Source organism: Candidatus Njordibacter sp. Uisw_058 (assembly GCF_047730065.1).
Classification (GTDB): Bacteria; Pseudomonadota; Gammaproteobacteria; order Pseudomonadales; family Balneatricaceae; genus Njordibacter.
In genome coordinates this window covers 1,169,412-1,183,622 of the sequence record NZ_CP159829.1, presented here as the reverse complement: position 1 = coordinate 1,183,622, position 14,211 = coordinate 1,169,412, and the positions used below count along the sequence as shown (strand labels likewise).

The 14,211-nt window shown below is 43.6% G+C and carries 15 protein-coding genes; 2 read left to right on the top strand and 13 right to left on the bottom strand.

What is annotated here, in order from left to right; genetic code table 11:
• The first annotated feature begins 47 nt into the window (after positions 1 to 47).
• Positions 48 to 521 (top strand): peroxiredoxin, encoded by a 474-nt coding sequence (locus ABXT59_RS05485; RefSeq protein ID WP_443638196.1) that lies wholly within the window; start codon positions 48 to 50, stop codon positions 519 to 521.
• On the opposite strand, the gene ABXT59_RS05480 is transcribed toward ABXT59_RS05485, so the two are convergent.
• Complete coding sequence (locus ABXT59_RS05480) at positions 499 to 1,557, bottom strand: AI-2E family transporter (protein WP_443638195.1); 1,059 nt, start codon at positions 1,555 to 1,557, stop codon at positions 499 to 501. The two genes, ABXT59_RS05485 and ABXT59_RS05480, sit on opposite strands and share 23 nt — an antisense overlap.
• 8 nt (positions 1,558 to 1,565) lie before the next feature.
• Complete coding sequence (locus ABXT59_RS05475; protein WP_443638194.1) at positions 1,566 to 1,808, bottom strand: sulfurtransferase TusA family protein; 243 nt, start codon at positions 1,806 to 1,808, stop codon at positions 1,566 to 1,568.
• Positions 1,809 to 1,854: 46 nt separating this feature from the next.
• Between ABXT59_RS05475 and ABXT59_RS05470 the strand changes: the two genes are divergently transcribed.
• A complete protein-coding gene (locus ABXT59_RS05470; RefSeq protein ID WP_443638193.1) occupies positions 1,855 to 3,378 on the top strand; it encodes a M48 family metallopeptidase in 1,524 nt (507 codons plus the stop codon).
• Here ABXT59_RS05470 and nadA read toward each other — a convergent pair.
• The 11 genes from nadA to aspS all read right to left on the bottom strand — a co-directional run bounded on the left by nadA (position 3,371) and on the right by aspS (position 14,197).
• Positions 3,371 to 4,417 (bottom strand): quinolinate synthase NadA, encoded by a 1,047-nt coding sequence (gene nadA / locus ABXT59_RS05465; protein ID WP_443638560.1) that lies wholly within the window; start codon positions 4,415 to 4,417, stop codon positions 3,371 to 3,373. The two genes, ABXT59_RS05470 and nadA, sit on opposite strands and share 8 nt — an antisense overlap.
• A gap of 22 nt (positions 4,418 to 4,439) precedes the next feature.
• Entirely contained in the window at positions 4,440 to 5,339 is a 900-nt protein-coding gene (ybgF, locus tag ABXT59_RS05460) for a tol-pal system protein YbgF (protein WP_443638192.1), read from the bottom strand.
• Between the two features lie 118 nt (positions 5,340 to 5,457).
• The gene (gene pal / locus ABXT59_RS05455) at positions 5,458 to 6,105 is read right to left on the bottom strand and encodes a peptidoglycan-associated lipoprotein Pal (RefSeq protein ID WP_443638191.1); all 648 of its coding nucleotides are present in this window, start codon (positions 6,103 to 6,105) and stop codon (positions 5,458 to 5,460) included.
• A 100-nt stretch (positions 6,106 to 6,205) separates the two neighbouring features.
• Positions 6,206 to 7,549, bottom strand: coding sequence for a Tol-Pal system beta propeller repeat protein TolB (gene tolB / locus ABXT59_RS05450; RefSeq protein WP_443638558.1), 1,344 nt, complete (start codon positions 7,547 to 7,549; stop codon positions 6,206 to 6,208).
• A complete protein-coding gene (locus tag ABXT59_RS05445; protein WP_443638190.1) occupies positions 7,549 to 8,610 on the bottom strand; it encodes a hypothetical protein in 1,062 nt (353 codons plus the stop codon). Before ABXT59_RS05445 ends, tolB begins: the two co-directional genes overlap by 1 nt.
• Positions 8,607 to 9,041, bottom strand: a complete 435-nt coding sequence (tolR, locus tag ABXT59_RS05440) for a protein TolR (protein WP_443638189.1) — start codon at positions 9,039 to 9,041, stop codon at positions 8,607 to 8,609. The genes ABXT59_RS05445 and tolR overlap by 4 nt, the downstream gene beginning before the upstream one ends.
• An 8-nt stretch (positions 9,042 to 9,049) precedes the next feature.
• Entirely contained in the window at positions 9,050 to 9,760 is a 711-nt protein-coding gene (tolQ, locus tag ABXT59_RS05435; protein ID WP_443638188.1) for a protein TolQ, read from the bottom strand.
• 186 nt (positions 9,761 to 9,946) lie between these two features.
• Complete coding sequence (gene ruvB / locus ABXT59_RS05430; RefSeq protein WP_443638187.1) at positions 9,947 to 10,975, bottom strand: Holliday junction branch migration DNA helicase RuvB; 1,029 nt, start codon at positions 10,973 to 10,975, stop codon at positions 9,947 to 9,949.
• A gap of 84 nt (positions 10,976 to 11,059) precedes the next feature.
• Positions 11,060 to 11,671 (bottom strand): Holliday junction branch migration protein RuvA, encoded by a 612-nt coding sequence (gene ruvA / locus ABXT59_RS05425; protein WP_443638186.1) that lies wholly within the window; start codon positions 11,669 to 11,671, stop codon positions 11,060 to 11,062.
• 27 nt (positions 11,672 to 11,698) lie between these two features.
• Positions 11,699 to 12,262 (bottom strand): crossover junction endodeoxyribonuclease RuvC, encoded by a 564-nt coding sequence (gene ruvC / locus ABXT59_RS05420; protein ID WP_443638185.1) that lies wholly within the window; start codon positions 12,260 to 12,262, stop codon positions 11,699 to 11,701.
• A 162-nt stretch (positions 12,263 to 12,424) separates the two neighbouring features.
• Positions 12,425 to 14,197 carry an aspartate--tRNA ligase gene (aspS, locus tag ABXT59_RS05415; RefSeq protein ID WP_443638184.1) on the bottom strand — a complete coding sequence of 591 codons (1,773 nt, stop codon included), beginning with the start codon at positions 14,195 to 14,197 and terminating at the stop codon, positions 12,425 to 12,427.
• Positions 14,198 to 14,211: the final 14 nt, after the last annotated feature.

The following is a 14,211-nucleotide window of genomic DNA, read 5'->3' as shown; positions in this document are numbered from 1 at the left end:
GATGGCTCAAAACCCCTATGATAACACTTTTAACTGAGACTACCCATATGAGCCTGACTATTGGCCAATTAGTGCCCCCCTTCAAAGCCCCAGCCACTAACAGTATTGAATTTAATTTAGAACAATTAAAAGGTCAATTTATAGTGCTCTATTTCTATCCAAAAGATGCAACTCCCGGCTGCACTACAGAGGGCCATGATTTCAATGCTTTACTCAGTGAGTTTAAACAACTCAATTGCAAAATATTCGGTATTTCTAGAGACACGATAAAAAAGCATGAGTCCTTTAAAGCCAAACAGGGTTACAACTTTGAACTCATCAGTGATGAGAGTGAAGCCTTGTGCCAATTATTTGATGTCATTAAGCTGAAAAAACTATACGGCAAAGAATACCTGGGCATTGATCGTAGTACTTTTGTTATCAATCCAGAAGGGATGCTCATACAAGAGTGGCGTGCGGTCAAAGTAGACCAACACGCTCAGCTTGTATTAGATTACCTTAGCCAGTTAACAACTTCTTAGGCCAAGCATTCATTACGGCTTTAATTAAGGTGGCCAAGGGAATAGCAAAAAACACGCCCCAAAGGCCCCAAATACTGCCAAAGAACAACACGGCTACTATAATAGCAACCGGATGCAAATTAACCGCTTCTGAAAACAACAAAGGGACAAGCACATTGCCATCTAGGGCTTGAATAATGCCATAAACAATAATGAGGGTGTAAAATTCTGTAGAAACGCCCCATTGCACATAGCCGATCAATGCAACTGGAATGGTAACAAGAGTTGCACCTATATATGGGATGAGTACTGACATACCCACAATGACGGCGAGTAAAGCCGCGTAATTCAACCCAAACCACAAAAAGGCAACATAAGTAACGCTACCGACAATGGCAATTTCTACCACTTTCCCACGCACATAATTGGCAATTTGTTGATCCATTTCAAGCCATACGTGGCTTAAGATGTTGCGTTTTAAAGGTAAAAATGAGGTAAACCAAAGCACCATCATGTGGCCATCTTTTAGAAAGAAAAACACTAAGATGGGTACTAAAACTAAAAACACTAACCAAGTGAGTGATTGGCCAATCGAAGCCAATGAAAAAGACACTAATAATTGGCCTGAATTGCCAACCTCAGCCATTGCTGCATCAGCGAGTTGTTTAATTTGGTTTGCACTGACCAGTTCAGGATATTGCTCTGGCAATAGCATGAACAAGTCCATTAATTTTTCTAGCATGAGTGGTAAATTGCTGAGCAAATCCGTTGCTTGTTGCCACAACAAGGGTAATACAATAAACACAAAGGTTAAAAGTAAGGCGATAAATAAACTATAAATACCCCATACGGCTGGCAAATGATTAACCCCAAAACGCTCCAGCCACTGCACCAATCCGAGCGTTAAATATGCCAAAATCATACTGGTTATGACTGGCGCCAGAGAGGCTCCAAACATCAAAATCGTAGTTAAACCAGCAGCTAGCAAAACCAATAAAAGCAGCGCTTGCTCATCAGCAAAAAAGTGATCTAACCAAGAACGGAATACTTTAAACATGTGTTATCCTAATTTTTTTCAATGAGGTAGTGATAAACTCCATCAATACACTCATTTTGAAGCAACGTGTGCCCAACGAGTTGAACCCAAACGGCAAAGTCTTTTTGGGAACTCGCATCCGTTGCCAGCACTTTAAGATTTTGGCCCACTTCTAAATGATTTAAAGCTCGTTTCGCTTTTAATAGAGGCAACGGACATTGCAAACCTTGAGTATCTAGCAGTTGTTGCCACGGTAATGTGTTCAACGACATTTTATAGTCCATATTATATCTCATCTTCATTAGAAGGAATTTCGCAATGAGACGCTACATTATAGGTCAAGGGGCTCCCCAGTCCTATCTATGCTTAATATATTTTATTAACCTTTTATTACGCATCAGGTGTGGCTGGCTAGTCATATGCTTATCCACCGTATCAATGACAGGTCTTTTGCCAAGCGCTCACGCCACTAATTTACCCATCATCAACACCCATAGTTCTGCTCACATGAGCCTAGACGATGAATATCGCTTTGGTCATATTATTGCGGGTAGTATACGACAACAGTTGCCCTTATGGGACGATTTGGCCGCACTAAAGTTCATTAATGATTTAACCCAACCCTTAATTAGTCGCAGCCAACTTAATAAAAAAACCACCCACCTTTTTATTATTCGCAATAAAAACATTAATGCCTTTGCCGCCCCTGGAGGCATTATAGGAGTCAATACTGGGCTCATTATGCAAGCTGGGGCGATAGACGAATTGGTGGCTGTTCTGGCCCACGAGGTGGCTCATCTTAGCTTGCGGCATTACGTTCAAACTCAGGCCCAAGAAAAAGCCCAGATGCCATTTTATATGGGCGCATTTCTAGCATCCATTTGGATGGCAGGTAACGTAAGTGGCAACATTGGTGAGGCTGGATTTTATGCCACTCAGTCTATGCTTCAACGCAGCCAACTTAAATATAGCCGCATTCATGAGCGGGAAGCAGACCGCATTGGCTTTGAATTAATGGAGCAAAGTCCATTTGATGTAAACCATATGCAAAGCTTATTAGAACGCCTGCAGTCGCCCTTTGTAAAAGAGTCTCCAATGTGGGAGTGGGCTCGAAGCCATCCGATAAATAATGAACGTGTGGCCGACATTAGCCAGCGCATATTAATCAATCAACCTAACCCTAAACGACATGGTTTTGACCTTAGCTTTGAGTTATTGAAAATTTATCAAACGGCTCAACTGTCTAAAACTCCTAAGCTTTCTCTTGATCAACTAAAACTCAATTTTGATCCTTTGGACAATAATTACGGGACTTTGGTATCTTACACACAAGCGCTTGGCAACATCGCTACAGGGGAAGTAAAGCAAGCTAGCCAACAACTGCAAGCCTTATCAATACAACATCCCAATGCAACACTAATTTGGTACAGTTGGATGCACAACTTACTCAGCCAAAACCAAACACAAGCCGTATTAGAGCAATTGCAGTCGAGAAGGCTTCAGCGTCGTGACGATAGTCTGTCGCTATGGATCAATGCTTTAGCCTTGCGCCAAGCCGCTCAGCCTAAGGCCTCTATGCAAGTTTTATTAACCCTACTCGAAACACAGCCGACATGGGCCATCGGTTGGCGGACAGTGGCTGAATGGAGCATCTTAGACCAGCGATTACAGCTTAACCATATGGCACAGTCTCAGTGGCATTTATTGCGGGGGGAAGCTCAACTAGCTCTTAAACAAGTCCAATACGCTAGTCAGCAACAAACAGATACCCAAGCAAGATCTTTGTTATTGCAGCGGGAAAAAGCCTTGCGCCTTATCAATGACCAAGCCGAGTTTAACTAGCCGCTGCAAAATCCATCAGCCGTTGCAGCGGTTTTAAGGCCTGTTGTTGCAGATCTGGATCGATAATAATTTCATTATGCCCAAGCAGTAACACTTGCTCTATCTTGTCGAGGTCATTCATGGCCATCCAAGGACAATGGGCACAACTGCGGCACGTCGCACTATTGCCAGCCGTAGGTGCTTCCATCAGCAGTTTATCTGGAGCAGCCTGTTGCATTTTATAAAAGATGCCACGATCTGTTGCGACAATGAATTCTTTGTTGGGCATCTCTTGTGCCGCTTTAATCAACTGCGTGGTCGAACCCACAAAATCTGCAATTTCAGCCATAGCATTAGAAGACTCAGGGTGAACTAGCAAAGCAGCATCAGGGTACACCTGTTTCAGCTGTTCTACTCCAAGCACTTTAAATTCATCATGTACGATACATGATCCAGGCCAAAGCAACATGTCAGTGCCTGTCTGTTTTGCAATGTAACGACCCAGATGCTGGTCTGGTCCCCAGATAATAGGTTTGTCTTCCACCGCCAAGTGTTCCATTAACTTTACTGCAATACCTGAAGTCACAACCCAATCTGCGCGTGCTTTAACTGCTGCCGAGGTGTTGGCGTAAACTACGACTGTATGGTCTGGATGTGCATCACAAAAGGCGGTGAACTCATCAGCTGGGCAGCCAATATCAAGTGAACATGTGGCTTCTAAAGTGGGAACTAAAACACGCTTTTCGGGGCTTAGTATTTTTGCTGTTTCACCCATAAAGTGAACACCAGCAACAATTAGTGTAGAGGCTGAAGTTTGGCTACCAAAACGAGCCATTTCCAGAGAATCTGAAATACAGCCACCTGTCTCTTCAGCTAACTCTTGAACTAAGGCATCCGTATAATAATGGGCAACTAAGGTAGCATTTTGTTGTTTAAGTAGGCGCTTGATACGTTTTTTTTGTGCACCTGCATCGGCAATAGAGGGCATATTTTTTAAATGTTCATGTGCCAAATGTTCTTGCACCAACACCCTTGCCGAAATGTCTTTAGGGGTCATCATAAAAGCATTAGAGTCGGACATATTAATTTACTTTCTCTAGGGCTAAACGCGCTGCTGATGACTCTGGATACTCAGCTAAAACCCGTTGCAGCAGTTGGTTAGCTTTATCAACGTTACCTGTATTTTGGTAGGCTACTCCCGCTTTATAAAGCGCGTCTGGAATTTTTCTGTGTTGTGGGAATTTAGAAATCACATTTTCAAAAGATACTACTGCTAAAGATGCATCGCCTTGCACCATATAGACCTCACCTAACCAATAATACGCATTGCCAACAAGATCACTTTGTGGAAAGGTTTTCACAAAAGCTAATAGTGCCACAATTGAGGCATCAAACTGACGCTTTCTAATTAAAGCATATGCAGCCTTATAAGCGATCTTGGCAGCTTCTGGATCATTTGGTGCTTGCCCTGCTAAGGTTTGTGTCTCAGTTGTAGATGTCTCAGTTGCGGGTCCAACAGGCACAGCTGTCGAAATAACCTTAACTTGACTAACAACAATTTTCGGCTGTGTTGTTTGATCAGTTACAGGCGCTACTCGAGACTCTTTTGTCACTGGAGCGGCAGTCGATAAGCTAACAATACGACGATCTAGGTCTAAGTAACGTTGTTTTTGATCCTCTTTAAGTTTTCCTAAATTATAGTTGAGCTCTTCGACTTGGCCACGCAGTTGTTGAACTTCTTGTTGTAACATCTCGACCAGGTCAAAGATTTGTGCATTGGCATTGGTGTTGCCTGCGTTGGTTACTAAATCCACTGTTACCGGAGTAACGGGGTCAGCCTGCATGGACTGAGGGGAAGGATTAGACTGAGCTGCAGTGTCATTGACCAAATCAGTAACTGGTACAGCCGTATTAGCCCTGACTTCAACAGACACAGCCAAAATAAAGAGTAATAATGCACAAGGATTATTAGTTTGAGACATGCAGTCCAACCTCAAAAATCACCGAGTTGATAAACAAAAAACCACCGATGTGACAAGCACACCGATGGTATTTAGGGCGGGTAAAAGTCTACGTCGTTTTGGTAGACCCTAGCATTCGCTAGTAGTTAACGTAACGTACTTCTACTCGACGGTTTTCGGCCAAAGAAGCGCTATCACTGCCTGAATTAACAGGACGTTCTTCACCAAAGCTGACCACTTCAATTGCTTCTATAGAGACACCTTGTACCACTAGATAACGGCTTACCGCATTACCACGGCGCTCACCAAGAGCAATGTTGTACTCCCTTGTTCCACGTTCATCAGCGTGTCCTTCTAATACAATTTTTGCTGAAGGGTTTTGGCTTAAATAAGCAGCGTGACCATTTAATGCAGTACGAAACTCTGCTTTGATGGTCGACTGGTCAAAGTCAAAATAGATGACATGAGCCAAAGCTTCGGCGGCTTTTTGAGCCTGCTGCTTTTGCGCGGCCACCTGTGCAGCCGCGTTATCAGCAGCCTGTTGGGCGGCCTTAGCATCTGCTAAAGCTTGAGCTTCTATCAAAGCCGCTGCTGCCGCTGCTGCCTGTGCATCTTTGAGCGCTTGCGCGTCTGCTTGAGTTTGGGCTAATGAAGCTGCTTCTGCAGCAACTTGGGCTGCTTGAGCACTGGCGCTTGCATCCGTGGTCTCGCCAGTAGAACTACAGGCAGCTAAAAAAGCTACCAAAACACTGGAGGCGATAATTTTACTTAAGTTAACCACTTGCATGGATTTGCTCCTTATATAACTTTTTAATTATTGATACATCCGTGGAGGGATTCTAGCATAGATAATATCCCTACCACTAGACCTTCTGGCGTCATTACGCTTAATTCAAGTATGGTGACCAAGCGGGCTCCCTAACTACTCCCTCATTAGCAGGTATATTGAACTTAACTTTTCCATCTATCGACACTGCTGCCAAGATATCTCGGCCACCCACTTGGGTAGAATACATCACCATACTGCCATTAGGTGCAACACTAGGGGACTCATCCAAACTTGTTTTGGTTAACAAAGCCATAGTGCCACGCTGCAGGTCTTGCACTGCAATGTGGAACTGTTCATCATGACGACTGACAAGCACTAAAAAGCGACCATCATGAGTTAAACTGCCACGGGCGTTGTAGTCTCCTTCAAAGGTTAAACGCTCTACCCAACCCGATTCTAACGTCACCTGATAAATTTGCGGCTTACCCCCTCGATCTGAAGTAAAGAGAATATTCTTCCCGTCTACGCTCCAAGAAGGCTCTGTATCAATGCCGTAATGCTTAGTCACTCGAGTTAGACGTTTGCTCGCCAAATCTAGAGTATATATTTCTGCATTGCCATCTTTAGACAACACCATTGCCAATTTACTCCCATCAGGGGACCAAGCAGGCGCTCCATTAATGCCTTTAAAAGACTTAATACGCTCTCTTTGGCCTGTAGTAATGTCCTGAATGTAGATCGCAGGGCGATTAGTCTCAAAAGAAACATAAGCCAACTTAGTTGCATCACGAGACCATGAGGGTGACATGATCGGTTGGTTGGACTTTAGAATTTCTTTCGCATTATATCCATCAGAGTCTGCAACTAAAAGTTTATAGTAGCTTGGATTAACTTTTTTATCCGCAGCAACGTAGGCTATGCGAGTTCTGAAAGCGCCTTTGAGGCCAGTCAAGGCCTCGTAAACCGCATCACTGATGGAATGCCCTAAAGCCCGAAGGTCGTTTTTACCACCAGCAAAGCGACCGCTGAGGATACTCTCTTGGCGTTGCACATCAAAGAGTTGGTAGTCGACTTGAAAGCCTCCCGTGTCAGTAATCACTACTTGACCAATGACAAGATATTCAGTCGCCAAATATTGCCAATCACGAAAGAAAACATCGTCTTTTTGATAAGGAAAACTCAACATTAATGAGCGTTTCAAGGATTTAAATTGACCACTGCGTTCCAAGTCTGCATCAATAACTTGGGCCACATCCTCATTTAAAGCTCGATCACCAGACCATTGAAATGGAACCACAGCAATGGGCACAGGATTGTCTACGCCTTGAGTTATTTCTATCACCAGATTTGACGACCAAGCTGAAAGAGAAAACAACAAGGTAAAAGCCATAGATGAAAATACCGAAAAAAACCTTACTTTTAGTATTCTTTGAATCATTCGAATCACTTTTTTTACTCGCATCACAATCTCAAGTCCTCTGGTTTAAACAAAAAGTTAAATTCACGAAAGTTAGCATCGAACAAGCCAGCTTTGAGTTGGCTTAACTTATCAAAACGCCCCACCTTTTTGACCGCTTTCACCGCCGATGCTACAAAGGCATCTGTCGCACTATCATCTCGATATCTTATTTCAATATCAACCACTTCACCCGTAGGTACTAAGTGAATAACCAACTCAACCACCATTCCAGTGCGCGCATTGGCTGGTCTAACCCAGCGCTGAATAATTTCGCTCCTTATATAGTTGACTGCAGACGCCACTGCTTGACTATTGGTTGCTTCTTGCTCCAGAGCTTGCATCTGCGCGTCTTCATCATCTAATAAGTTGTTTAACGCTTGCTCAACTTCAGCTAACTGTTGTGCCACTTTTTGCTCAGCGGCTTTTTTATCTGCTACTTTCTTATCTGCTACTTTCTTATCTGCTACTTTCTTATCTGCTAGTTTCTTATCTGCTAGTTTCTTATCTGCTAGTTTCTTATCTGCTAGTTTCTTATCTGCTACTTTCTTATCTACTACTTTCTTATCTACTACTTTCTTATCTGCTACTTTCTTATCTGCCGCTTTCTTATCTAATACCTTCTTATCTACTTTTTTCTTATCTGCGGCTTTTTTAGCTGTGGCTTTTTTATCTGCCACTTTTTTATCTGCTAGTTTCTTGTCTGCTTTTTTCTTATCTGCTTTTTTCTTATCTGCTTTTTTCTTATCTGCTTTTTTCTTATCTGCTTTTTTCTTATCTGCTGCTTTCTTATCTGCTGCTTTCTTGTCTGCTGCTTTCTTGTCTGCTGCTTTTTTATCCGCAACCTTTTTATCCGCAGCCTTTTTATCTGCAGCAGAAACAACCTGCTTCTGCTGTGCCAATAATGAGTCCAAATCAATCAAAGTTGCTTCAACACGCTGCTTTATTTGTAAGGGCGGCGTGCGTTTACTCTGACTCTGCCATTCTGTCATTACTATAAATGCTACAACAATGTGTACCATCAATGCCATTAAACTGGGTAAAATATAAGAATGATCTAGTTTCACGGACTTTCCGAAACAAGCCCAACACTTTGGGCACCAGCTTGTTGTAATACGGTCATAATGCGCACGACAAGCCCATACTCTATCGCTTTATCACCTCGCAGTAGAACTTGGGTATCTGGCGCACGTTGCAATATTTTCCCAACTTGCACACCAATCCGTTCTAGGGTCACCGGTTGCTTGTTATTTTCACCAAGCTCTAGATAAAAGTCACCCGTTTTGGTGACTGAAATAATTAGAGGTTGGTTAAGTTCGTCAGAAGCTACTGGATCAGACTTAGCTTGTGGCAAATCTACATTGACACCTTGGGTCAACATGGGTGCGGTCACCATAAAGATCACTAACAACACCATCATCACGTCGATGTAAGGCACAACATTAATCTCAGCGTTCGGTTTATGGCGCTTAGTTCTAGGTCGTCTTATCGTACTCATGGGGCAACCTATAGCTCAGATGCGTGGGCTTTGCGATGTAATATACTGGAAAACTCTTCTGCGAAGGTCTCATAGCTAGATAATATAGAATCAACCGTATGGGAGAAGCGATTATAAGCAATCACTGCAGGGATGGCCGCAAACAGCCCCATCGCTGTGGCAATTAAGGCTTCTGAGATACCAGGTGCTACCGTAGCCAAAGTGGCTTGGTGCGCGTTGGCTAGCCCTCTAAACGAGTTCATGATGCCCCACACGGTTCCAAACAACCCCACATAAGGGCTGACAGAACCAACACTTGCCAAAAATGATAAATGGGCTTCTAGTTTCTCTTCTTCTTTAGAAATGGCCACACGCATAGCCCGCTGAACACCCTCCATTACCGCATCACCGTCAGCATCAGTTTGCTGCCTCAACCGAGTAAACTCTTTTATGCCAGCCCGAAATATATTTTCTGCACCATTATCTGGGTTAGGTTCTGCACTAACCTGTCGAAACAATTGACTTAGATCGATACCCGACCAAAATTGCTCTTCAAAGGCCTTCATATTATCACGGGCAAATTTCAACGCTCGACGGCGTTGAAAAATCATGACCCAAGACATCACTGAGGCGATGAGCAACAGCAACATGACCATTTGCACCAAAAAACTGGCGTTCAAGATCAAACTCAGTACCGACATTTTATTGTCCACAGACCATTCCTCTCCAAGACTTTGCATTTTTCAATGCCAAGCCAATACTAAAAATTTCAAAAAAAAACAGTAACGTAAGATTAGATATCTAAATTACCACATCATTCAACATTAACCTGTGGGCAATAATACCATTATAAACCCTAAGTTAACGCAATAACCCTTGCTTTGAACTGCACGGTTAAAAAAAGTTCCTCGCACTAGCCCTGCGCCTTAAGTTTGAGCATCACCTTTTGGGGCAATAACGCCAAAATGGTCATAAGCTCGGTCAGTTACAATTCTGCCCCGCGGTGTTCGCATGATGAATCCCTGCTGAATGAGATAGGGTTCCAGGACATCTTCTATGGTTTCTCTTTGTTCACTAATGGCCGCTGCTAAATTATCAATACCGACAGGGCCACCAGCAAATCTCTCAATAATTGCCAACATCAAGCACCTGTCCATGCCATCAAATCCTAGATGATCTACGTTAAGCATGTTGAGAGCCTGATCTGCCACATGAGCATTAATTACACCATCAAATTTAACTTCAGCATAGTCTCTAGTTCGACGCAAAAGTCGATTGGCAATACGCGGTGTACCTCTTGATCTGCGTGCCACTTCTGCTGCACCTTCAGGTTGCAAGGAGACTTCAGACAGATGAGCAGAACGAGTGACAATGGTGGTTAAATCTTTCACCGAGTAATACTCTAAACGCTGAGTAATACCAAAACGATCTCGTAATGGAGACGTCAAAGAGCCAGCACGAGTTGTTGCACCCACCAGTGTAAATGGTGGCAAGTCGAGTTTAATCGACCTAGCAGCTGGCCCTTCACCAATCATAATATCAAGTTGATAGTCTTCCATTGCTGGATATAAGATTTCTTCTATAACTGGACTTAAACGATGGATTTCGTCGATGAATAATACATCACCCGCTTCCAAGTTGGTTAACATGGCAGCTAAATCCCCAGCTTTTTCGAGCACTGGACCAGACGTGGTTTTTAAATCACCACCCATTTCATTGGCAATAATGTGCGCAAGGGTAGTTTTACCAAGTCCAGGTGGACCATAGATTAATGTGTGATCCAAGGCTTCAGCCCGGCCCTTGGCCGCCGCAATGTAGATCTGCATTTGTTCTTGAACTACGGGTTGACCAATATAGTCTTGCAATAGTTTGGGCCTAAGCGCCCGTTCCAAATGGTCTTCACCTAGTTGGCTTACTGCTTCTAACGGTGATCCAAAACGATCCGCTTCTATCATGCTCTACCTATTATTATTAATAATCCAGTTAAACTGTCATAACCACAGTCTAATCAAAACCTATAAAAATCCATATCCACAGGCCTATATCATGCCTTTTAATGATAAGCGAATGAGGTCTTCACAACTTCCATCAGGTGCAGATTTTACCGCTGCCGAAACGGCTTTAGAGGCTTGCACCGGCTTATAACCCAGACCCACTAATGCACTTTCTGCTTCTGACTGGGCACTGGCTGCAAAGAGTGAGGCTTTGACGGTTCCCGTTTGGACACCCGCGTTGCCTACAGTTTGCCACGCTGAAAGTTTATCACCTAACTCCAAAACAAGCCGCTCTGCAGTTTTTTTGCCGACTCCCGGAATTTTCACCAACGTGGCTGCATCTTGATTTTGTACACATTGGCAAAACCCTTGAGCATCCATGCCCGATAATATTGCTAAACCCAACTTTGGCCCAACCCCATTTACTTTGATCAATATACGAAATAAGCTTCGTTCATCTAACTCGGAAAATCCAAAAAGTAATTGCGCATCCTCTCTCACCACAAAATGAGTATGCAGCATGGCTGTGTCACCTTCAGCGGGTAATTGACAGAAACTATTGAAAGAAATTTCAATCTCATATGCCACTCCCTGCACATCAATAACCACTTGAGCAGGCTGTTTACTCAACAATACCCCACTAATACGTGCAATCATTTTATCCGCCCTTTATAACCATTAGATTTATCGAACACGTCCACGACGGCTTCCCTTAAGCTTTTGAAGTAAAACTTGTTTTTCGACACTTTTAGGACTACTACTGGTGGCTAATCTAACTAGACTAGCATGAGTATTCGCATGGCAAATAGCAATGGCTAAGGCATCGGCAGCATCTTCTTGGGGCAAGCCTGGTAGCTTCAGCAAGCGCGCTACCATTTCTTGCACTTGATTTTTTGCTGCCGCACCATTGCCTACCACAGCTTGCTTTACCTGACGTGCTGAGTATTCTGCAACAGGCAAACCATGGTTCACTGCTGCAACCATAGCCACACCCCTAGCTTGACCCAATTTAAGAGCAGAGTCAGCGTTGCGGGCCATAAACACTTGCTCAATAGCAAATTCTTGAGGTACATAAGTTTCTATGATCTCATCAACCCCACGATATATCTGGCCTAAACGTCCTGCCAGTTCATCACCCGATATCTTTATATGACCACTGGCCACATAAATGCGCGAAGCTCCCACCGCATTGATAATACCGTAGCCAGTTTTGCGAGAGCCTGGATCTATTCCTAGTATGAGCGCCATAAATAGCATTCGCTGATGAAATGATTGATGTATGAATACTAGCAAATACTGTACAAAATCACAGTAGTTTTTTTACCCTAAAAACAGCCAATAAAAAAGGCCCAACAATTTCATGGTGAGCCTAAGTTGCGGCTTTAACCGCTGCAGCTAAAAAACCTTAAGTTATTCAGAGACGACTTTTTCCCGTAACTTGATATTAAGTTCACGCAGTTGCTTAGTGGCCACTAAGCCAGGTGCTTGGGTCATTACGCAAGCCGCACTTTGGGTCTTAGGAAATGCGATCACTTCACGGATAGAACTGGAACCTGTCATCAACATAACTAGCCGATCTAAACCGAATGCCAAGCCACCATGGGGAGGACATCCATATTTCAATGCATCCAACAAGAAGCCAAACTTTTCTTGTTGCTCTTCTGCACCAATATTTAACAATTCAAAGACCTTAGTTTGCATATCTTGTTGGTGAATTCGAATCGAACCCCCACCCAACTCAGTACCATTCAATACCATGTCATAGGCACGAGACAAGCCCGTTAGTGGGGACGCCTCGAGTTCTTCTGGAGTGCAAGAAGGTGCAGTAAACGGATGATGGATAGCAGTAATACCGCCATCTGAAGTCGTTTCAAACATAGGAAAATCTACCACCCACAAAGGTGCCCAATCACAGGTCATTAATTCTAAGTCTTCACCCAACTTACAGCGCAAGGCTCCCAAAGCCTCATTAACCACTTTTTCACTGTCTGCACCAAAGAAGATCAAGTCACCATCTTTTGCTTCTAAACGCTCAAGAATAGAGGCCCGCACTGGCAGAGGAAGAAACTTCACAATGGGTGATTGTAAACCTTCTTCCAAATCACTGGCGTCGTTAACTTTGATATAGGCCAAACCCTGTGCCCCATAAATACTCACAAATTTAGTATAAGTATCAATTTGTTTGCGGGTTAAACTAGCGCCATTAGGTACTTTAAGGCCAGCGACCCGGCCGTTAACATCATTAGCTGGCCCTGCAAAAACCTTAAAATCCACATCTTTCATCAAATCACTCACGCTCACCAACTTTAGTGGAATGCGCAAGTCTGGTTTATCACTGCCATAGGTTTCCATAGCTTCGCTATAAGGCATGCTTGGAAATGGGCCTAAATCCACGTTGATCTGACTTTTGAATAACTCAACGACCATTTTTTCAGTAATAGCCATAATCTGAGTTTCATCCATAAAGGATGTCTCGATGTCAATTTGAGTAAACTCGGGTTGCCGATCTGCTCGCAGATCTTCGTCTCGGAAACATTTGGCAATTTGGTAATAACGATCCATACCAGAAACCATAAGTAGCTGCTTAAACAACTGTGGTGATTGCGGCAACGCAAAAAAGTGGCCTTCGTGGGTACGACTTGGCACCAAATAATCTCGCGCTCCCTCTGGTGTGGCGCGCGTCAGAATAGGTGTCTCAATGTCTAAAAATCCATTTTGATCCAAAAAATTTCGGATAAATGTACTGACCTTAGAACGCAATTTTAATTTTGCAGCCATTTCTGGACGGCGCAAATCTACATAACGATACTTAAGGCGCACGTCTTCACCCACAGACTGGTGCTCATCCAATTGAAATGGTGGTGTTTCAGATTTATTTAAAATCTCAAGTTCTTGACCTAAGACTTCTACTGCGCCCGTTGGCATTTCTGGGTTGTCCGTACCGGCAGGTCGAGCACGAACTAAGCCTTTCACCTTAACGACAAACTCATTGCGGCAAGCGTCGGCTAAAGCAAAACTATCCTCTCGGTCAGGATCAAACACGACCTGGACAATACCTTCACGGTCTCGTAGGTCTAGGAAAATAACGCCACCGTGGTCGCGACGCCGATGAACCCAGCCGCACAAGGTAATTTGTTGGTCAACATCGCTAGCTCTCAGTTGGCCGCAATAATGGCTTCGCATAATTGTATTTCCTA